This window comes from Wolbachia endosymbiont (group A) of Opomyza germinationis (genome assembly GCF_964264765.1).
GTDB classification, from domain to species: Bacteria; Pseudomonadota; Alphaproteobacteria; order Rickettsiales; family Anaplasmataceae; genus Wolbachia; species Wolbachia pipientis.
Genome location: NZ_OZ183482.1, coordinates 697,118 through 717,492, shown reverse-complemented (window position 1 = coordinate 717,492; position 20,375 = coordinate 697,118). Strand labels below are relative to the sequence as shown.

The 20,375-nt window shown below is 35.7% G+C and carries 24 protein-coding genes; 11 read left to right on the top strand and 13 right to left on the bottom strand.

Annotated elements, in window-relative coordinates; all coding sequences use genetic code 11:
• Positions 1-84: 84 nt before the first annotated feature.
• The 6 genes from hemB to def form a co-directional block, all read right to left on the bottom strand.
• Positions 85-1,080, bottom strand: coding sequence for a porphobilinogen synthase (gene hemB, locus ACFEL3_RS03485; protein ID WP_010962401.1), 996 nt, complete (start codon positions 1,078-1,080; stop codon positions 85-87).
• Positions 1,073-2,098, bottom strand: a complete 1,026-nt coding sequence (gene nuoH, locus ACFEL3_RS03480) for an NADH-quinone oxidoreductase subunit NuoH (RefSeq protein WP_038199678.1) — start codon at positions 2,096-2,098, stop codon at positions 1,073-1,075. Before nuoH ends, hemB begins: the two co-directional genes overlap by 8 nt.
• Positions 2,082-4,151 carry an NADH-quinone oxidoreductase subunit NuoG gene (gene nuoG / locus ACFEL3_RS03475; RefSeq protein ID WP_245994755.1) on the bottom strand — a complete coding sequence of 690 codons (2,070 nt, stop codon included), beginning with the start codon at positions 4,149-4,151 and terminating at the stop codon, positions 2,082-2,084. The genes nuoH and nuoG overlap by 17 nt, the downstream gene beginning before the upstream one ends.
• Positions 4,136-4,348, bottom strand: a complete 213-nt coding sequence (locus tag ACFEL3_RS03470; RefSeq protein ID WP_006279675.1) for a hypothetical protein — start codon at positions 4,346-4,348, stop codon at positions 4,136-4,138. The genes nuoG and ACFEL3_RS03470 overlap by 16 nt, the downstream gene beginning before the upstream one ends.
• A gap of 934 nt (positions 4,349-5,282) precedes the next feature.
• The gene (locus ACFEL3_RS03465) at positions 5,283-6,104 is read right to left on the bottom strand and encodes a uracil-DNA glycosylase family protein (protein WP_010082207.1); all 822 of its coding nucleotides are present in this window, start codon (positions 6,102-6,104) and stop codon (positions 5,283-5,285) included.
• On the bottom strand, positions 6,094-6,633 hold the full coding sequence (gene def, locus ACFEL3_RS03460) for a peptide deformylase (protein WP_010962405.1): 540 nt from the start codon (positions 6,631-6,633) through the stop codon (positions 6,094-6,096). Before def ends, ACFEL3_RS03465 begins: the two co-directional genes overlap by 11 nt.
• A gap of 138 nt (positions 6,634-6,771) precedes the next feature.
• On the opposite strand from def, the gene ftsA reads away from it, so the two are divergent.
• On the top strand, positions 6,772-8,010 hold the full coding sequence (gene ftsA, locus ACFEL3_RS03455; RefSeq protein WP_010962406.1) for a cell division protein FtsA: 1,239 nt from the start codon (positions 6,772-6,774) through the stop codon (positions 8,008-8,010).
• Positions 8,011-8,142: 132 nt separating this feature from the next.
• Positions 8,143-8,925 carry a type I methionyl aminopeptidase gene (map, locus tag ACFEL3_RS03450; protein ID WP_095742848.1) on the top strand — a complete coding sequence of 261 codons (783 nt, stop codon included), beginning with the start codon at positions 8,143-8,145 and terminating at the stop codon, positions 8,923-8,925.
• Between the two features lie 27 nt (positions 8,926-8,952).
• On the opposite strand, the gene ACFEL3_RS03445 is transcribed toward map, so the two are convergent.
• On the bottom strand, positions 8,953-10,200 hold the full coding sequence (locus ACFEL3_RS03445; protein WP_010962408.1) for an MFS transporter: 1,248 nt from the start codon (positions 10,198-10,200) through the stop codon (positions 8,953-8,955).
• 218 nt (positions 10,201-10,418) lie between these two features.
• Here ACFEL3_RS03445 and rsmH point away from each other — a divergent pair, with 218 nt between their 5' ends.
• Positions 10,419-11,363, top strand: coding sequence for a 16S rRNA (cytosine(1402)-N(4))-methyltransferase RsmH (gene rsmH / locus ACFEL3_RS03440; RefSeq protein ID WP_010962409.1), 945 nt, complete (start codon positions 10,419-10,421; stop codon positions 11,361-11,363).
• Positions 11,360-11,671, top strand: coding sequence for a hypothetical protein (locus ACFEL3_RS03435; RefSeq protein WP_010962410.1), 312 nt, complete (start codon positions 11,360-11,362; stop codon positions 11,669-11,671). The genes rsmH and ACFEL3_RS03435 overlap by 4 nt, the downstream gene beginning before the upstream one ends.
• Positions 11,672-11,972: 301 nt before the next feature.
• On the opposite strand, the gene ACFEL3_RS03430 is transcribed toward ACFEL3_RS03435, so the two are convergent.
• Positions 11,973-12,272 (bottom strand): NADH dehydrogenase ubiquinone Fe-S protein 4, encoded by a 300-nt coding sequence (locus ACFEL3_RS03430; RefSeq protein ID WP_010962411.1) that lies wholly within the window; start codon positions 12,270-12,272, stop codon positions 11,973-11,975.
• Between the two features lie 145 nt (positions 12,273-12,417).
• On the opposite strand from ACFEL3_RS03430, the gene ACFEL3_RS03425 reads away from it, so the two are divergent.
• A complete protein-coding gene (locus ACFEL3_RS03425; protein ID WP_010962412.1) occupies positions 12,418-13,029 on the top strand; it encodes a 50S ribosomal protein L25/general stress protein Ctc in 612 nt (203 codons plus the stop codon).
• Positions 13,029-13,577 (top strand): aminoacyl-tRNA hydrolase, encoded by a 549-nt coding sequence (pth, locus tag ACFEL3_RS03420; protein ID WP_070356754.1) that lies wholly within the window; start codon positions 13,029-13,031, stop codon positions 13,575-13,577. The genes ACFEL3_RS03425 and pth overlap by 1 nt, the downstream gene beginning before the upstream one ends.
• Before the next feature lie 2 nt (positions 13,578-13,579).
• On the opposite strand, the gene ACFEL3_RS03415 is transcribed toward pth, so the two are convergent.
• Positions 13,580-14,542, bottom strand: a complete 963-nt coding sequence (locus ACFEL3_RS03415; protein ID WP_006279689.1) for an IS481-like element ISWpi4 family transposase — start codon at positions 14,540-14,542, stop codon at positions 13,580-13,582.
• Positions 14,543-14,985: 443 nt separating this feature from the next.
• Positions 14,986-16,134, bottom strand: coding sequence for a 2-octaprenyl-6-methoxyphenyl hydroxylase (ubiH, locus tag ACFEL3_RS03410; RefSeq protein ID WP_010082229.1), 1,149 nt, complete (start codon positions 16,132-16,134; stop codon positions 14,986-14,988).
• Positions 16,135-16,702: 568 nt separating this feature from the next.
• Between ubiH and ACFEL3_RS03405 the strand changes: the two genes are divergently transcribed.
• Positions 16,703-17,332 (top strand): hypothetical protein, encoded by a 630-nt coding sequence (locus ACFEL3_RS03405; protein ID WP_010082230.1) that lies wholly within the window; start codon positions 16,703-16,705, stop codon positions 17,330-17,332.
• Positions 17,333-17,406: 74 nt separating this feature from the next.
• Here ACFEL3_RS03405 and ACFEL3_RS03400 read toward each other — a convergent pair whose 3' ends face one another.
• The 3 genes from ACFEL3_RS03400 to ACFEL3_RS03390 are packed head-to-tail and all read right to left on the bottom strand — an operon-like array spanning position 17,407 to position 19,167.
• Entirely contained in the window at positions 17,407-18,429 is a 1,023-nt protein-coding gene (locus ACFEL3_RS03400) for an Mrp/NBP35 family ATP-binding protein (RefSeq protein ID WP_010082231.1), read from the bottom strand.
• Between the two features lie 7 nt (positions 18,430-18,436).
• Positions 18,437-18,847, bottom strand: coding sequence for a hypothetical protein (locus ACFEL3_RS03395; RefSeq protein ID WP_010082232.1), 411 nt, complete (start codon positions 18,845-18,847; stop codon positions 18,437-18,439).
• Positions 18,844-19,167 (bottom strand): HNH endonuclease, encoded by a 324-nt coding sequence (locus tag ACFEL3_RS03390; RefSeq protein ID WP_022626216.1) that lies wholly within the window; start codon positions 19,165-19,167, stop codon positions 18,844-18,846. The genes ACFEL3_RS03395 and ACFEL3_RS03390 overlap by 4 nt, the downstream gene beginning before the upstream one ends.
• Before the next feature lie 154 nt (positions 19,168-19,321).
• On the opposite strand from ACFEL3_RS03390, the gene ACFEL3_RS03385 reads away from it, so the two are divergent.
• Genes ACFEL3_RS03385 through ACFEL3_RS03370 form a run of 4 tightly spaced genes read left to right on the top strand, consistent with a single transcriptional unit; the run spans position 19,322 to position 20,364 of the window.
• Positions 19,322-19,666 (top strand): transposase, encoded by a 345-nt coding sequence (locus tag ACFEL3_RS03385; protein ID WP_265039609.1) that lies wholly within the window; start codon positions 19,322-19,324, stop codon positions 19,664-19,666.
• Entirely contained in the window at positions 19,620-20,042 is a 423-nt protein-coding gene (locus ACFEL3_RS03380; protein WP_156518115.1) for an IS3 family transposase, read from the top strand. Before ACFEL3_RS03385 ends, ACFEL3_RS03380 begins: the two co-directional genes overlap by 47 nt.
• Positions 20,043-20,075: 33 nt before the next feature.
• A complete protein-coding gene (locus ACFEL3_RS03375; RefSeq protein ID WP_167347065.1) occupies positions 20,076-20,207 on the top strand; it encodes a transposase family protein in 132 nt (43 codons plus the stop codon).
• Positions 20,200-20,364, top strand: coding sequence for an IS3 family transposase (locus ACFEL3_RS03370; protein WP_010082072.1), 165 nt, complete (start codon positions 20,200-20,202; stop codon positions 20,362-20,364). The genes ACFEL3_RS03375 and ACFEL3_RS03370 overlap by 8 nt, the downstream gene beginning before the upstream one ends.
• The last annotated feature ends 11 nt before the right edge of the window (positions 20,365-20,375 follow it).

Here is a 20,375-nt window from a genome sequence, read left to right as displayed (position 1 = left end):
CTTAAAACATGTATTGGAAAACTTTAAGTAATATGCAGCAACAGTAGAAGAACGTGCGCCAAAAATTTAATAATTTTATAGGGCTTATGCACTTAAATTTTTTGCAATATCAAGTGCAGCGTAAGTGAATATTGCACTTGCACCCGCACGTTTGAAACCAATCAAAGATTCATAAATCACCTTGTCATAATCTAGCCAGCCATTATTTGCAGCAGCTTTTATCATTGCGTACTCACCGCTTACTTGGTAAGCAAAAATCGGAAAATTAAACTTATCACTTGCTGTTTTGATAATATCTAAATATGGCATACCTGGTTTAATCATAATAAAATCTGCACCTTCATTTATATCCATTTCAATTTCGCACATTGCTTCGTGCGCATTTTTATAATCCATTTGATAACCACTTTTGTCTATAGAATGTGATAGCCCACATGAACCAACGACTTGCCTGAATGGAGCATAGAAGCTAGAGCAGTATTTCACTGCATAAGATAATATTAATACGTCTTGAAAGTTGTTATCATCTAATGATTTTCTGATTCTTCCTACTCTACCATCCATCATATCAGAAGGAGCAACTATATCACATCCTGCCTTCGCTAAAGCAAGTGCTTGCTTACACAGTACTGATATAGTTTCATCGTTTTCTACATCCATCTGATTATCTTTTAAAATGCCGTCATGGCCATGAATAGTGTATGGATCCAGTGCAACGTCTGCAATAATACCAATTTCAGGTACCTTTAATTTTACAGCACAAATTGCTCTGCAGATTAAGTTGTCAGAATTATATGCTTCTTCAGCGTTTTCAGATTTTAGTTTACTATCAACTACAGGAAAAATTGCAACAGCATTAATTCCTAAATCTTTAGCTTCCTTAACTATAGACACTAATCCATCTATTGAATAACATTTTACGCCTGGTAAGCCAGAAATTGGTTCAGTTGTTTCTTCTCTGTCATGAACAAACAGAGGAAGAACCAGATCATTTACTGATAAACTATTTTCACTTGTTAAATTGCGAACCCATTTGCTCGAGCGCCTGCGTCTTAATCTTGTATTTGGAAAATTAAACATTGGATCCAGGCAAGTTCCCAGTAAAGAGCAACACCCCTGAAATGAGTATCACCCAAAGCACCGATATTGGTAGAAATACTTTCCAACCAAGGCGCATTAGCTGATCATATCGATAACGAGGTATTGTTGCTCTAATCCAAATAAATATAAACAAAAGTATAACTATTTTCAAAATGAACCAAATTAAACCTGGAATTTTGTAAAGTAAACTGAACTCCAGCGGCGGATACCATCCTCCTAGAAAGAATATCGTCATCATAGCACTTGCTAGAATCATATTTGCATATTCTCCAAGAAAAAAGAGGGCAAAAGGCATGGATGAATATTCAACGTTATATCCAGAGACAAGCTCTGCTTCAGCTTCTGGTAAATCAAATGGGTGACGATTAGTTTCTGCAAGCAAAGAAATAAAAAATATTATTCCTATAGGCATTAGTAGCAAATCAACCCAAAATGGCATATTGTGTTTCGCTACCACCATCTCTCCAAGATTTAATGTTCCAGTGGTAATAACGACTGCAGCAACTATTAAGCCTATTGAAACTTCATATGAAATCATCTGAGCAGCCGACCGTATAGCGCCAAGGAATGCATAATTGGAGTTGCTTGACCAGCCTGCAATAATCACGCCGTATACTCCCAGCGACGATATAGCTAGCACGTAAAGCACTCCAACATTAATATTTGCTATAACCTTAGGAATAACTACTTGCTGGCCATTTTCTACAATTACTTCAGCACCAAACGGTATAACTGCCCAGGCAATTAATGCCAAGATAAAGGTAAGCATTGGAGCCATAATGAACAGTATGGTGCTCGCTCTAAATGGTATTATCGGCTCTTTAATCAGTAGCTTAATAGCATCTGCAAATGGCTGCAATAGCCCAAAAGGTCCAACTACACTCGGGCCGTGCCTTAGTTGAATTGCAGCAAGGACCTTACGCTCAAAGTATGTCAAATATGCAACTGAAAGTAGTAGCGGTACTAAAATAAATAAAATATTAACTAGTGTGTTCATAAAAAGCTTTAGTACAATCTGCCATTATTTTTGAAGCGCGACTTATTGAATCCGTCATATAAAAATTACACTCCTTTAAAGTAAAAGGTGTATCACTTAAATTTATTTTACCATTGCTAATTGGCACCCATGTGTTTTTTATCACTTGATCAGCATTTCTAAACTGTGGACCGATAGTATCTAATTTTTTTCTCACGTCAAATAAACTATCATATGGTAAGGAGAGATCCAAATATTGCGAGAGATTTTTAATAATTAACCAGTCCTCCTTTGCTTCACCTGGAGGAAATACAGCTAAATTTGTTCTTTGCACTCGACCTTCAGTGTTTACATAAGTTGCATATTTTTCTGTATATGCAGCACCAGGCAAGATAACATCTGCCACATGTGCACCCTTATCACCGTGATGACCTTGATAAATTACAAATGTGTTTTCTAACTTTGATGTGTCAATTTCATCTGCACCAAGAAGATAAACAACTTCTATTTCACCACTTTCTGCATGTTCCAATATTTGATTAATATCCCTTTCGCCTTTTTTAGGAACAAACCCAATATCTAGCCCACCAACTCTTGCTGCAGCTTTATGCAGCACATTAAAGCCATTCCAGTCATCTCTGACCATGTTAAATTCTTCTGCAATTTTGCCAGCTAGAATTAGAATTGATTCAGAATCGTCTCTTACTAATGCATCTTGACCGATAATCAGCATAGGGCTCTGAGCAGCACTCAGCAGCTTACAGAACTTATGATTTCCATTTGCTATTTCACTCAAAATATCAGGATTATCGCCCAATTTCTCAACATGATACAAATATTCAATGTTAGGACCAACACTTGCAACAGGAAAGTTGCCCTGTAAATATCTCTTTCTCAATCTTACGTTAATGATCGGTGCTTCTATCCTTGGGTTTGTATTTATAAGCAGACACAAATCCGCATTCTCTATACCTTCAATAGTGGTATTGAACACATACGATCCACGATTATTTGGTATAAGTTTTGCACCATCCTGCCTGCAATCTATATTTCCCGAGCCGAGCTTCTGCATCATTTCTTTAAGTAGAAGCATAGACTCACAATCTGCTAAATCACCTGCAATTGCAGCTATTTTATTTGATTTTGTATTCTTTAATTTCTTTGCAGCAACAGTTAATGCCTCATTCCAATCAACTGGGGCTAATTTACCATCTTTTTTTATATAAGGTCGATCAAGACGCTGAACTTTTAGTCCATCATAGGCAAAGCGGGTTTTATCTGATATCCATTCTTCATTTACCTCTTCGCTCAGCCTTGGTAATATCCTCATAACCTCCGGGCCACGATAATCAACTCTAATTGCGCTACCCACAGCATCTAGCACATCTATAGTCTCACAATGTGATAGCTCCCATGGACGCGCTGTAAAGGAGTAAGGCTTTGAAGTTAAAGCTCCTACCGGGCAGAGATCTATGATATTTCCGGATAATTCAGAACTAATATGCCTTTTTATGTAAGTGCTAATCTCTACATTTTCTCCCCTTCCGATTCCTCCAAGTTCATTTGTACCTGCAACATCAGACAAAAATCTAACACACCGAGTGCAATGAATGCATCGATTCATCGCGGTCTCAATCAGTGGTCCGAAGTGTTTTTTTGGCACAGCCCTCTTATGCTCATCAAGTCTGCTGGTTCCTTTCCCATAAGCCATCGTGATATCTTGCAAATCGCATTCACCACCCTGATCGCAAATTGGGCAATCAAGCGGGTGGTTAATTAGCAAAAACTCAAGCACACCTTCACGTGCTTTTTTAACCTTAGGGGTATCAGTGTGAATAACCATCCCTTCTGCAACTGGCATTGCACAAGAGGCTACTGGTTTTGGAGGTCCACCCTCCACTTCAACCAAACACATTCTGCAATTACCAGCAATTGCTAAACGCTCATGATAACAAAAACGTGGAATTTCAACGCCCACGACTTCACAAGCTTGAATTATAGTGAGCCCATGCTCTACTTCACATTCCTTAGAATTAATAGTAACTTTAACCACAACTATTATACAGCTTCCCACTTTATAGGATTGCCGCTTACCTCATCTTCAACCAGATTGCCGTTGTCATATTGAGCAGACATATAATTCATGCGCGAATCACGATCTATATATCTAACAGGTTTTACCGGTTTATCTTTATACATTTTTTGCTCAGCTTTCTTACGCTGAGTAGGGTTATTTTTACTAGCTGTCTTTGCTTTCCCACCTGCTGCCATATAAACTCCTAAAAACTTTTCATTCTATTTTAACACTTAAGTATATAGCGTCAATATTTAATAACTTTAAAATTTCAATAGATCTCTTATTATAATCATTTTACAATCATTGTTTAAATAAAAAGTTACCCCTTGATGCCATTCCAGCGCATGACGCACAGCTGTACGAACATTGCAATTTGCAGGCAATTTGCGTGGCAGATTCAAGTAGCTGACACTGGTTTCCATCCAAGACAGCAGTAGCCCTTTCGGTGTTATTTCAGTGCTTGACACTGAAATCCAGGATTTTGATTGGATACTGAGTTGGTAAGCATAAAAGTGTAGCTAACGCGAGCTCTACGTCATACCGCGATTTATTCGCGGTATCTCAAAGCATAGATCCCGCTGCGGGATGACGATTGTCGTTTAGCTATAAACATTAAGAAATTTACCAAACGAAAAAAAAGGCAAAAGAAGCCCTGGGGTTATTATCCGCTTTAAAATATTGGCGTTTTTTATGTTTTAAACGCTTGACAAGCAAGATTAAGCTGCTTTTAATTGCAACTAACTTACGCTGCAAATGTTTAAGAAATTTACTAAGCAGAAAAAAAGACAAAGAATCCCCGAGTTAGCTAGTCTTTTACTATCTCTGTCGAGTATTGGCATTTTTTGATGTCTTGTAACGCTTTATAAGCGCGTTCAGCTTATTTAGATAAAAATCTAGATGTAGATGAAGTTTTGTAAAGACATACAGTATCTATATACTGCAAAAAATTGAACATAAGACGCCGATACATTAAGTAATCCTTACCTTTTAATCTGCAGATTGGCGAAAGCAAATACAATAGCTTCAATTTTATGATAAGGGGGCTGGCGGAGTTTGTCAAGGAAGTTTTTTCGTTTCTAACGATTGTTAACATGCTGCAAAAAACTATGCAAGAGGTCTACCACTTTATTAGGTATTTGTGCAGTTATTGGTGTTATCAAGATACTCCCTAATCTTCTTCAAGTCCTCCCAGGCTAAACGTTTTTGTGCCGGTTGGCGAAGTAGGTAAGCTGGATGAAATATAGCGGCTGTGGTGATTGAATTGGACAAATATTGGTTAGTGTACGTATGAAATCTACCACGCAAATTCGATATAGTTTTTGTGCTGTCAAGAAGGCTATAACATGCGATTCCCCCGACCAAAATTAAAATTTGTGGTGAAACTAGTGCAACGTGTTTTTCGACAAATGGTCTGCACATATCAAGCTCTAGGTCGGTTGGCTTTCTATTGCCAGGTGGACGCCAAAATACAGTATTGCTTATGTATACCTTAGTGCGATCAAGATTGATTGCATTTAACATTTTATCGAGCAACATTCCACTTGCACCACAAAATGGTATGCCTTGAAGGTCTTCATTTGCTCCTGGAGCTTCACCAACGAGCATAACTTTTGCGTTTGGATTACCATCGGAAAAGACAGTATTAGTTGCAGTTTTTTTTATCTCACAACCTTCAAATGATTCAACTGCACTTCTTAGTTCATCCACACTATTACATTTGCTTGCAAGTTTCCTTGCTTCGATTATCCAGTCACTTGGAAACATGTCTTTTCCATCTTTAGTGTCACCCCAGCGCGTATCTGCATCTTTCTTCTTGGTCCCAGTTTGGATAACAGAGGGTTGTACACTCTCTTTGCTCTCCAATTTTTTTTCCTCTTCACCCTCTGTTAGTGTGCAATCAACGCCCACTTCATGGTAAAATTTTAATAATTCTAGGTCTTTATTGCTCATAATGCTTTTTAACCTTTTGTGCTTTTTTCATGGCCATATCATACTTTAATTTAGATAAATGTCTAATATATAATATGCCGTTTAAGTGATCTAATTCATGCTGAATACACCTTGCAAGCCAACCACTAGCTTTTAGTGTTTGTTCTTCATTATCTAAGTCTTTATATTTCACAGTTAGATACTTTGGACGCTTAATTTCATGACTTTGCTCTGGAATTGAAAGGCATCCTTCCTTGAGAATTACTTGTTCATCGGATAATTCTGTAATCTCAGGATTAATCATGTAAAATTTGCCAGTTGAGCCATATCCTGCTGGCTCATTTTCAATCGTTTCTAGCTGAATATCCATAACAAAAATTCTCTTTAACACTCCAACTTGCACTGCAGCAAGGCCAAGACCTTCTGCATCATACATAGTTTCGAACATGTCGTTTACTAATTCTTTAATTTTATCGTTTATATCTGTTACTTCACTGGCACGTGTGATTAGTCTTTCATCAGGGGCAATTACAATTGGTAATATGGACATAAAAATTATAATTCTATGTTTTGCTTTTCCTTTTGTCCAGAATTTAGTGTATATTAAAATGTTGCTATATCTATAATAGAAATATAAATTATTAAAGGAAGCTACAATTTAAATGAAATTGCGTAATAAGGTTAACTAATGTACTCTGCAGTAATAGCAAAACCAAAGAGAAATGTTTTTGCTGTTTTAGACATAGGTACAACAAAGATTATTTGTCTAATCGTTAAGATAAATGGCAACTTCAGCTATAAAGTAACAGGAACGGGTTATAAGATTGCAGAAGGTGTAAACGGTGGATCAATAACTAATGTAAAACACGCAAATTACTCTATCTCATCAACTATAGGTTTAGCTGAACAAGTATCAGAAGAAACCATAGATCAGATATATGTGAACATTGCTGGATGTGGCATCTCATCTTTCAATGTACATAATGAAATTATTGCAGCTAACCATGAGATTTCTGAGCGTGATATAAGACGTGTAGTTTTTCAAACATTTGAGAAATATATTGAAGACAATGTTATCATTCACAATATACCACTAAAATATCACTTAGATGACATGACTGACATAAAAGAAGTTGGTGGATTGTACGGAAAAAGACTATCTGCTGATGTTAATGTTGTCACTGCTTCGCGTCCAGCGCTTACCAATATTGAAAACTGTATTACCAATAATGGTGGATTAAATATGGCAGGTTGTATTGCTTCTGCATATTCTGCAGGTCTTGCCTGTCTGAGTGGAGATGAAAAAGAGCTCGGGACTGCTATTGTTGATATAGGCGGTGGGTGCACTGCAATTGGAATTTTCAAAAGAGGGAAACTTGTGTATGCAAGCAGCGTTCCAATTGGTGGTGTTCATATCACTCGAGATATTGCTTACGGGCTATGCACAAGCATAGAACGTGCAGAGTATATAAAAATACTGTATGGCAGCACTATCGTAACTTCAATAGATGAGAATGAGTACATTACAATGCAAAACAACGAAAATGATGAACCTACTCAAGTATTCAAATCTGAGCTTATTAACATCATAAGACCAAGAGTTGAAGAAATACTTGAAATGGTAAGAGAGCAATTTCAAGAGCAGAAAGATCCAATTAATAAAGTAGTGATCACAGGTGGAACTAGTCAACTCACAAGCATGAAGGAAATTGCAGGCTATATATTCAATAAGCAAGTTCGAATTGGGTGCCCTGAGTCTTGTAGCGGTCTTGATGGCGAATATGATAAAAATCCTGTATTTTCTGCTGCTATAGGCTCTATAAAGCTAATAGTTGACACTTTTTATAAAAATAATTCTGGTATTTTAGGTCAGGATGGTAAAATGAGTAAATTGTATAATTGGGTTAAATCAAAAGTTACAGTCTAGATTTCTGTTTTACCACCTTTCATACAAATGACTTGACACTAGGATCCATAGGACTTATTTTTATAATATGTAAAATTATTATGTTTATGTACTTGCGAGTAAGCGTACCAATTACAATAAGACATGGAAAATATGAACATAACTATACACTCACAAGAAGATTTTGAATTTATGCGCAAGGCTGGCAGGCTTGCTGCTGAAACTCTTGATTTCATTGCACCGTACGTAAAGGTAGGGGTGACAACTAATGAATTAAATGATCTATGCCATGACTTTATAATTAATGCAGGTGCAATTCCAGCACCACTAAATTATAGGGGGTATCCAAAATCAATCTGCACCTCAAAAAATGCCGTTGTGTGCCATGGTGTTCCTGATGATACACCGCTTAAAGATGGGGATATTTTGAATATTGACGTTACGGTGATTTTAAATGGCTGGCATGGTGATACAAGTCGCATGTTTTGGGTTGGCAAGCCATCAATAAAAGCAAAACGTTTATGTGACGCTACTTATAATGCGTTGATGGAAGCAATCAAACAAGTTAAGCCCGGCAATAAGTTAAATGAAATAGGGCTTGCTATAGAGAAATATATTAGAGATTTTGGATATTCTATCGTACGCAGCTACTGCGGACATGGTATAGGAAAAGTCTTTCATGCTCCACCAAATGTAGTGCATTTCTATGATCAAGATGAAGATCTTGTCTTAAAGGAAGGTATGTTTTTTACAATAGAGCCAATGATTAATGCTGGAAAACATGAGACTCTGCTCAGTAAACTCGATGACTGGACAGTAACAACACGCGATCTTTCACTTTCTGCTCAATTTGAGCATACACTTGGAGTAACAAAAGATGGTGCTGAAATATTCACATTATCACCTAAGAATTGGCATTTCCCACCTTATAATTAGATTTTTTTAAATTCTGCTATACTGCAACTATACTTGGTTTACTTTGGGTAATTTTGAAGAAAGCTCACCCTTAATTTGCGATATAGCAACTAGCCCAATTAATGCACAGAAAATCATGTAAAAACTAGCTGAAGTCTCTTGTCCTGTAACCTTGATAATTGTTGTGCATATAAATGGTGCAAGGCCGCCAAAAAATCCAGCAGCTATATTTCTTGATAAACCAAATCCACTGTACCGAACCTTTGTTGGAAATAATTCGCACATAAGTGCACTGACAGGACCAAGCGATGCAGCTATTGGAATTATAAAAAGAATGTGTGCCAGCAAGTAATTGCCACTACATAACATTGAAAAAACTGGATAACTCACTATTACAAAAGCTATAAATGCAAATTTCATAACTTTTTCTCTTCCTACCTTATCAGAAAGTATTGCAAACAATATTGTCAATCCTCCGAGCGCAATTTGACTCAGTATTTCCACTATATGATTAAAATGAGTATTTACTGTTAATATTTTATTCGTAAGCACATTGAAAAATACCAAATATATATAGAGAGACGCATTTTCAACCAAGTCAATACCTATTGATATTAGAACAGGCTTTTTGTAATTGTTTAATAACTCTTTTAGTGGCAATTTAGACGGATTTTTTTGTCTTTTATACTCTGGGCTTTCATCAAGTATATATCTCACATATATGCTAATTAATCCCATTGCTAAACTGAAAATGAAAGGTAATCTCCACCCCCAAGATTCAAAATCAGATACTTTTTTGCATATGAGTACCGCTATCAGGCTTAATACTGAACCAAAAATTGCGCTTAATACTTCAATGCTGCCAAAAAATCCTTTTTTGTTTTTAGGAGCATGTTCTATTAAAAATGGTGCATTTCCTGCTTCTCCTCCAAGGGATATACCCTGCAATAGCCTTAAACAAACTACCAGAATTGATGCTAGTATTCCAATGCTTTGATAACCTGGAACAAAAGCAATTAATACGGTTGATAAAGTCATTAATATAATCGAGAGCAATAAGGCAACTCTTCTGCCATGTTTATCACCAATGTGACCAAATATAGCAGCACCGACTGGTCTCATTAAGAAACCCACTGCAAACACTCCAAAAGCCTTCAATACGCTGGTTAGTTGATCATCCGATGGAAAAAACACACCACCTATTATGTTTATTAAGTGGCCAAAAAGCATGTGGTCATACCACAATAAAGTGTTACAAATCAAACTTGAAAATATTACTTTTGTTATTTGCTGCATAATTTCCCTATAGCCTGTTTGATCTTATATATAAAAAAAAATGTGAACGTTATGTGAATATTATATTAACAATATTAAACCTTGATTTTAATATTATTGCTCATATATTCCGATAAGATACCATATTTTGGCAAGAAAATCTATGTACATAAATAAAATTGATGTGAAGAGTAGAGTAGAGTAGGATATCTACACCAACTGTACTTAAATTTTTTGATATGACACACACTCCAGTTTTGTTAAAAGAGATGCTATCACTACTATCACCGCAGGATGGTGGCATATACGTGGACGCCACATTTGGAGCTGGAGGGTATAGCAAAGCAATATTGGAGTCAGCTGATTGCAAGGTATATGCAATTGATAGAGATGAAACGGTAACTAAGTTTTATGATGATTTAAGCGTTAGATATCCCGATAGAATAAAACTATTCATTGAGAAGTTTAGTAATATTAAAAGTATACTAAGCAGCGTTGAGCCATCTCCTGTCATCCCAGTACTTGATACTGGAAAAAATAACTGGTCACGCGCTGGAATGACATCAAACGGAGTGGATGGAGTGGTCTTTGACATCGGAGTTTCATCTATGCAGCTTGATAACGGAGATAGAGGGTTCTCATTTTTACATGATGGTCCACTCGATATGAGCATGGATAACTCTTCTTATATAAACGCTTCAACGTTTGTTAACGCTTTACGCGAAGAAGAAATCGCAAATACTATATATAACTACGGAGGCGAACGTCATTCTCGCAAAATTGCAAGAGCAATAATAAATGCACGGAAGAAGAAAACTATCAAAACTACATTTGAGCTTGCGGATATTGTACGTTCCGTGGTATTTCGTGGAAAAAGCAAAATTGATCCTGCAACCAGAACATTTCAGGCAATCAGAATATGGGTAAACGATGAGCTGGAAGAACTTGAAAAGGGTATTAAAGCTGCATCTGAGATTTTAAGTGAGAATGGCAAATTAATTGTCGTCACCTTTCATTCCTTAGAAGATCGTATAGTCAAAACTTTTTTTAAAGATTTATGTGCTACTGATTGCAAGACATTCTCTCTGCTAAATAAAAAAGTGATCGAAGCAAGTATAGAAGAAGTAAGTGCAAATCCGCGTTCACGCTCAGCAAAACTAAGAGCTATACAGAGGTTGTCGTGAGAACTTTCTGCATCATCTCAATAGTTATGTTTTTTCTTAGCATTGTAGGACTATTTAAGGTAAAATTACATGTTCAGTCGTTAAATAGAGAGCTAATAAAAATAAAAAGTGAAATTAATTTAGTACAAAGTGATATGAAAGTTTTACAAGCAGAATGGAGCTATTTGAATAATCCAAAAAGACTTGCAAGCCTTGTAAAGAAATACCTGAAAAATAACTCTTTAATACTGGCTAGCCAGGTTAAAAATCTTGACTCTCTAAATGGCCGCAGTGTGCTAGCACAACTTAAAATCCATGATCAACAGTGAGATTAAGTCTTATTTTTTACAGATGAGCACATCACAATAAAACTTACTTTGTATCCGTTCAGGATAGCGGCAAGGTAGTATAACCATAGAGTAAAAGTGAGTTTACAACAAATGGTGTCATCCCAGTGCTTGACACTGGGATCCAGCCTTTCCATAATCATCAAAAACATTGTATTTTAACGTAAAACAGCTATTTTTATGCTTACCAACTTAATAAAATTCCTGGATCCCAGTGTCTGGGCACTGGGATGACAAAGGAGAGCAGTGTCAGCTACTTGCATAACACCATTTGTTGTGCAACTTACTTTAGTATGAAATTGCTTGCGTAAGATTTTGGCAGCCTCTTAACATTTTTTGGCATTTCAATTATGTATTTAACGTTGCGTTTTTTTGCGTAGAATACTGCTTTTTCAAGAGAATCAAACTTTAATACAATCTGTTTTTTTGGATCTTTTGAGCCAACCCACCCCATCAAAGGTTCAATGTAGTAAGAGCCAGATTCAATTTTTAGGTGCCAGAAATTTGTATTACCTAAACCAGATTGTGTTGCAGTTCTTGTTGGTTTATAAATCCTAAAAACTACTTTATCGTCAATGCCCATAGTTCTTGTTAAATAAGCTTAAATATATATCTAAATAAATCCTTTCACAAACAATTAGTATGAAAGAATGAAGTTTGAAATAAATATTTTTATGTTATATTATTGTTAAATTATATTAAAAGGATTAGCTGAATAGGAGTAACCGATGACGCAACAGGAAATAGTAACAATTAATGCAGAGTTACGTGATATAACAAAAACAAAAGCGATGCATTCTCTAAGGAAGAAAGGAAACATCCCTGGAATCATATATGGAAAGGGCCATGATAATGTAAATTTGACATTGTCTGCAAAGGAATTCACAAAGCAATATAAGTCAGGCTCTCTTTCTGCACATTTGATAGAGCTGAATATTTCGGGCAAAAAGGAATATGCTCTTGTTCGCGATATCCAATTGCATGTAGTAAAGGATACTGTGCAACATGTTGATTTTCAGTTTGTTGATAAAGGCAGTGAAATTAAAATAGACATACCTCTATCATTTGTGAATGAAAGTAAAGCTCCAGGAATCAAATTAGGTGGAGTGCTTAATGTTTTGTGTCGTTCTATTGCTGTTAAATGCTCTCCTGATAAAATACCTCAGGTTATTGAAGTTGATTTATCCGGTAAAATGATTGGCCAATCTATACATATCAATGATGTAAAATTACCAGAAGGTGTTAAGTTTGTAGCTCATGAAGAAGAAAATTTTACCATTGTTACAATTTCTGCTGCCGATAGTGACGTTGAAGAACCTCAAGCAGAAACAGAGGAATAGTGCACCTGATAGTTGGGCTTGGTAACCCTGGTAGTCAATATGAGTTAACTCATCATAATATCGGCTTCATCGTAGTTGATACAATTTGCAAATATTGGAATTTCCATTCGTTCTCTAAAAAAGCCGATTATCTGATAACCTCTGGCATAATTAATGATAATAAAATTATGTTAATAAAGCCTTATTCATTTATGAATAATTCAGGCATCCCTGTTGCAAAAATACGAAACTTTTACAAATTATCGCTAGATAATATCGTTGTCATACACGATGACGCTGATTTGGAACTTGGAAGAATAAAAGTAAAGAAAGGTGGTAGTTCTGCTGGACATAATGGACTTAAATCCATAGATAGTTTTATTGGCAACGATTATTGGCGCTTGAGATTTGGAGTGGGTAGACCTGAAGATCAAAGAAGCTTAGCAGATTATGTGTTATCAAAATTTTCAAATTTTGATAATGTTACTCCCTTAGTGGAAAAAATAGCAAAAAATATACACTTAATGCTGCAAGGAGATAATACAGCTTTTATCAATTTGATTGTATAATATTACGAAACACAGGAAGTGTATGGTCCCAGAGTGTGATGGTGTGGATTTAGTATGAACAATTCAGGAGATTTTGTCCACTGTAAAGATATAAACTCAAAAGGTGTAAGACCCTTAAGAGTTTTGAGTCTTTTAGCATAATTGTAGGCCATAACAAAGTCATAAAGATGCTCTTTGAGTTGCTGGTGAGACTGATAGTAATACTTCTTAACAGTGGCATTCTTTAAAGTTTTGTTCATACGCTCAACTTGCCCATTTGTCCAAGGATGGCTAACTTTTGTTAGACGGTGTTCAATGTCATTTTCTTCACAAGCTCTATCAAATATATGTTGAAAAGCGTATTTATGGCGTTTTTGGTTGGTAAATTGTACACTGTTATCTGTCAAAATAGTGTGGATTTTATATGGTAAAATTTTAATCAAATTACGTAGAAACTCAGCAGCTATAGGTTTTGTAGCACTTTTATGCAACTCAACATACGTAAATTTGGATGTTCTATCTATTGCAACAAACAAATATAACTTTCCTTCTTCTGTTCTGACTTCTGCAATATCAATATGGAAATAGCCTATAGGATATTGTTTGAATTTCTTTTTTGGTTTAACTTCGCCATCAACATCTGGTAGTCTGCTAATGCTGTGCCTCTGTAAGCAACGATGTAGACTAGAGCGAGTCAAGTGTGGGATTGAGGTTTGCAAAGCGTAGAGACAATCATCTAATGGCAATAGAGTATGCTTACGAAATGCAACAATTACAGCCTCCTCTTCTAAAGTTAAAACAGTTGATCTTGCATGCTTCGGACCCATATCAGCGTCTTTGGCAAAAGACCGTTTTCTCCATTTAATGATAGTTTTTGGATTAAGGTTATAGTACCTGGAGAGTTTTGCTATGCTCTCTTTACTATTTTGTATTGCTCTACGAATTGTCTCTGTTGTTTTGGCGCACCCATGTAATATTTGTCCCATAATTCCTCCTTTGATGGTATTGTTTTCTCATATTTTATCATACCATCACACTCTGGGACCATACATCCCCCCCCTCCCCCCCTAATTCCTATATCAAACCTTTCTTTACTAGATTATATAGTCAATATAAAAAGCCATATAAAATTGCTTCCACTGCTGCCATGAGGAAATTGCTTATTCTTGCTAACTCTTTAGTCAGAGATGACAGGGTTTTTACTGAGGAATATAACTCTCTGTCTGTTTCTATCTAAGAGCCAGTATAGCTGTGGATAAGCACGTTTATACAGATAAAAGTACTTATCCACAGCTACATCAATTTTTCTATTGACTTTTAACACAACTGCTGAACAGATACATTCGTCATCCCGCTACGTGTTAGCGGCCAAGATACCGCGGCGGTATGCCGTGGGAAACCTGACTTGCATTAGCTATAAAATAGTGATTTATATAAATCCCATAGCATGCCGAATGAAGCGTTTTTTGAGGAAATTTGAATTTTCAACTGCAATCAAGCCAAGATTTCTTAGTGCTTTAGCGCAGAATATTCTGTTGGAAAACATCCTATTTAATCCATCAGTTGCAAGCGCCATTGTAAAATTATCAAAGTATCTGTTACGTGAAATTTTCTTTAATAAATAACTACTGCCAACATCAATACCAGATGCTTTTGCGGCAACTACGTGCTTTATAATACTTTCTACATCTCTAATTCCAAGATTAAGCCCTTGACCTGCAACTGGATGAATTGAATGTGCTGCATCGCCGATAAGCAAAACTCTACCCTTATATAACTTTTTTGCGAAAACAAAACTTAAAGGATAAAGTTTTCTTTCACCCTCTAATTTTATCTCTCCTAAATAAGAACCAAATCTTTTTTTAAGCTCTATAATAAATTCTTCTTCAGACAGATCCATTAGCATTTTTGAAATTTCAGATTTTTCTGTCCAAACTATCGAAGAAGTATAGCCACCCTTCATCGGTAGAATTGCAAATGGACCGCCAGGGAAAAAACGCTCCACAGCTAAGTTTTGGTGATGCAGTTCATGCTTTACATTAAATACTATGCTACTTTGTTTATAGTCAAATTTCACTGTCGGTATAGAAAATAACTCTGGTAATTTAGAGTTTTTGCCTTCAGCACAGATAAGTAGCGATGATATTAATTCCTGGTTATTATCAAGAATCACTTCCACATATCCTGAATCACAAGCAATTGTTTTATAGGAATGTGGAGAGTATATATTCAGTTTATTTAGAAAATTATTGTTGATTGCATTCCATATAGTAGCATTGTTGATAACATAACCCATTGGCTCTTCGCTAACCATTTTATGATTGTAATGCACAGTAACCGCATCTAATATGCATATATCAAGTATTGGCTCAGCTTCACTTTCCACAAACTGCCAAATCCCTAACTTTTCCAATATTTTTTTCGAGCCTTGAGAAATAGCAAATGCTCGATTATCATCTACTACACGTGGTAGACTATTTTTTTCAATCACAGCTACAGACACAGAGTCACAACTGAGGCCAATGGCAGTAATAAGACCAAGTAACCCACCACCTGAAATGATTACATCATAATTCATTTTATTTACGCTAATTGTAAAATTATATTTTATCTGTTTTGAAAATAGTTTAAACAAACTTTATAGACAAAGACCTATAGCTAACCCAAGAAAGGTTTCCCTACGTCATACCGCGATTCATTCCATAGCTGTACGAACATTGCAATGTGGCACATAGTAAACGATGTCATGAAAGTAGCTGACACTGGAATTCAGAAAAAAGGATGATGTTATTCCAGTGCCTCTATGATGTCATCCCAGTGCTTGACACTGGGATCCAGCTTTTTCATAATCATCAAAATGTTGTATTTTAACATAAAACAGCTACTTTTATGCTTACCAACTTAATAAAATTCCTGGATCCCAGTGTCTGGGCACTGCCCACTGGTGGCCCAAACTACAACGTTCGTACAGTTGTGCGCGGTATAGATTCCGCTAACTAGTAGCGGAATGACGGTTTTTCAAATTGTCGGTAAACCTAAGCCACTTTAGCTATATCATCTTGAGAACACCTAAAAGTAAACTTCTGTAATAAAATGTTAATTACTTCATGCTAAGATAGATCTTATTTTATTAAAGGTATTAGTTTATGACTACAGATTGCAAAGCAAAAATGTTAAATTGCATTAGTAAGTACAGAGAAGAACTTGGAGAAAACAAAGCAGCAATCAAACAAACTTTAACTAATGATAAAATCAATATAAGCGATCACTTTTACCAGGGTGATAAAATCTGCAACGAAGAAATATTTAATGTAGGAGGCGAGTGTCAAGATACAAAACATGGTAACTCAGAATATACGTATGATGACTGGAAGCAAAAAATTGAAAAATCTCATGCTAAAGATTTGCTAAAAATGCTACAAGATAAAGCAAAAGACAAAATATTAAAGAGTTTTGAAGATTATGAAAAGTATCATGAAAATGCTGTTGAAGCTATAAAAAGAGAATTAGACATAGATTCGAAATTAAAGGCAATATTCAGAGAAAAGCAACAACCAGAAACTGATGAAACTCGAGCATATTATGACATTATACGAGGTTTGTATGAAAATGGAGACATGGATTCTCAATTAAAGTGCAGAGATCTTGATTGTTTTGATAGAACAATAAAGGATAATCTATCCCAAAAACAATCGGAATTAACTAATATAAAGAATAACTTTTTAGATGATACACAAAACATCTTTAAATATATTCAAGTTGAAGATAATATTTGATAGACGAATATCTATTTTATAGTAAAGAGGACAGACGAATTCTTAAAGTCTCTTTGCGTAAAGCTGTGTTTTTTTTAGAATTTTACAGCTATGCAATGTTTTACTGTTTCCAAAGCAATATCTTTATAAATTTTTGCCAAATCCTCACTTAACATTAAAGGATTTCCGCAATCAGAAGCATGGCATATTTGTGGATCTAGAGGAACTCTGCCTAGAAGTTTGATGCCCAGCTCCTCAGACATTTTTTTTGCACCGTCTTTTCCAAATATGTATATTTTTGAGCCGCTTTGAATGAAATAACTCATATTTTCTACAATGCCAATAACCGGTACGCTGAGCTTTGTAAACATATCATAAATTTTGCGAGCATCGATTAAAGAGAGCTCCTGTGGAGTTGAAACTATTATCGCCCCAGTTAAGTTAAAATTTTCCATAAGACTTAAATGCACATCGCCAGTTCCAGGTGGTGTATCAACTATCAAATACTCTATATCGGACCATTTTGTTCCCATTAGCAGATTATAAAGTGCTTTTGTAATCATAGGTCCGCGCCATATTGCTGCACGATCTTTATCGATAAAATAGCCAATTGAAATAGTATGCAGTCCATACTTTTCTATAGGCATTGCTTTACTATCCTGTATTTCTGGCTTTAATTTTTCAGCGCCAAGCATTTTAGGAATTGAAGGACCATATATATCTGCATCAACCAGCGCAACTTTGTGTTTTAACTTTGCTAATGAGAGAGCAAGATTTAGCGCAACTGTGGACTTGCCCACACCGCCTTTACCAGAGGCCACAACGATTATATTTTTCACTCCTTCGATATGTAATTTAGCTTTTTGTTGCCCAGTTTGTTTTTGACAAGTAGCAACCACGGTCACTTTTGTCACCCCCGGTATAGCTTTAACAGCTTGCTCACAATTTCTTCTTAATTCTTCATTTGCTTGCGTGTTACCGGCAACTTCAAGCACAAAACCAACATCTTGACCTTTAATAATAATTGAGGATATTATGCCAAGAGCGATCACATCTTTACCGCTTTTTTGCTCTATGACTTTTTTTAAGTTCTCTCTTACAATTTTTTCGTTGATCATTAGCCTTTTAGGTGATTTCTTCCTGAAGTCGTTTAATCTCAGCTTGAGGAAGGCCGGTTGTCTGAGAGATAATATCAATAGAGATGTCAGCCTTAAGTAGGTTTTTTGCTACTTCAATCTTTCCTTCAATCTTTCCCTCATCAAGTTTTTTAGCGAGGATGCCTTCTTCTTTCCGCAGATCCATTATTCTTTCTTCATATGCTACTAAATCTTTTTCATTCCAGCTAAACCTGTCTAATTCATCGTAGGCTAACTTTATTATTGGTGCTTTTTCTGCTATTTTCCTTAAGTCTTCTTCCGTAGTTTCATCTGCATATTGTTGTCTAAGTGAAGAAGGTCGCCCCTCCTCACTCGACTTCAAAACCGTACGTGAGACTTTGCGCCTCATACGGCTTCTCTCCAATTTGGAGCTTTTCATGCACACCTCCTGTGTAATTCATCGTGACAATGTCCATGTAACAAAGATAAGTTTTTGATCATGTTGTTTCGTCTATTCCGGTCTTTGTGATGTATTTCTATTGTATCATCACTTTTAAACCATAGTCTACAATTATCACATTTACTTTGTTGTAACTTCAATAGTTTTATTACTCTTAATGGCTTATCTGGTATTTTTCTCAGACGTTTACCCCAATAAACCCAATCACCATCATATGGAGATCTGGTTTTTTGCACTTTGATATGTCGTTTAATAACATGATCGCTGTGTATAATAAAATGTATCTTGTTACTTGTCATAAAACGCCAGTTATCGTTATTATACTTTTTAAAGTATTTTCTTTTTATCCAGCATTTCCCTTTGTTTGGGTGCCTAAAGACTGACCTTACCCAGAAAAAGTGGAGAGAAAGAAAAGAGTTTTTTTGGGTAAAATAAAATTTTGGAGGATTAGAAATGGTAAGAGAATATACGGCAGAATTCAAATTGGAAGCTGTTAAACTGGCAAATGAACAAAGAAAGGCAGGTCAAACAATTACAAAAATAGCAAGAGATTTAGGAATAAAGGGTGGTTTATTAGGAAAATGGATAAAGAAACACAACGAAAAAAAGTCGGCGGCAAATGCATTTCCAGATGTAGCACCTTATGACAAAGAGAGGTTTGATTTACAAAGCAAGAGTAACAAGGGAAAGAGACATTTAAAAAAAAGCCCTGGCCAGTCAAAAAGAGTAAAATATTTTTTTATAAAAGAGCATAGTAACTGCTATAAAGTACAGGAATTATGTAGGATTTTCTGCTAGTGGCTACTATAAGTGGACCACAAGAAAAATAAGCAGTAGAGAATCAGCAAATAAAGAGCTACTCGCAGCTATTCAAAAAATATATCAAGTTTCTAAATGTAGATATGGAGCTCCTAAAATTCATGCTGAATTGAAGGCTTTGGGTAAAAGTTGCAATTTGAAAACGGTGCAAAGTATTATGCAGAAAAATGACATCAGGGCTATACTGAGAAGAAAGTTTAAAATTAAAAAACAACAAACAGATAATAGAGCTGTAGCTCCCAATATACTAGATCAAAACTTTATTGTTGATCAACCAAATAAAGTATGGGATTACTTACATCAAAACCAAGGAGGGATGGCTATATTTGGCAGCAATAATTCTCACGTATGGTAGTTAATGAGTAGTGCAATAAATAAACAATTGGTTATGAACTCTTTATTAATGGCCATTAATAGGCGTAAACCTGTTAAAAATCTACTGCTGCACAGTGACCAAGGTTCACAATATACTGCGCAAGGGTATCAATATCTCTTAGCTGTAAAGAATATAGATGAGTAATAAAGGCTGTTGTTACGACAATTCTGTTGCAGAAAGCTTCTTTAGCTCATTGAAAAGAGAAATACTTATTGATACTTCACAACACTCTGCTCAACAAACTAGAACTGCAATATTTGAATACATAGAAATTTTTTATAACAAACAACGTCACTATTAACTATTGCATTC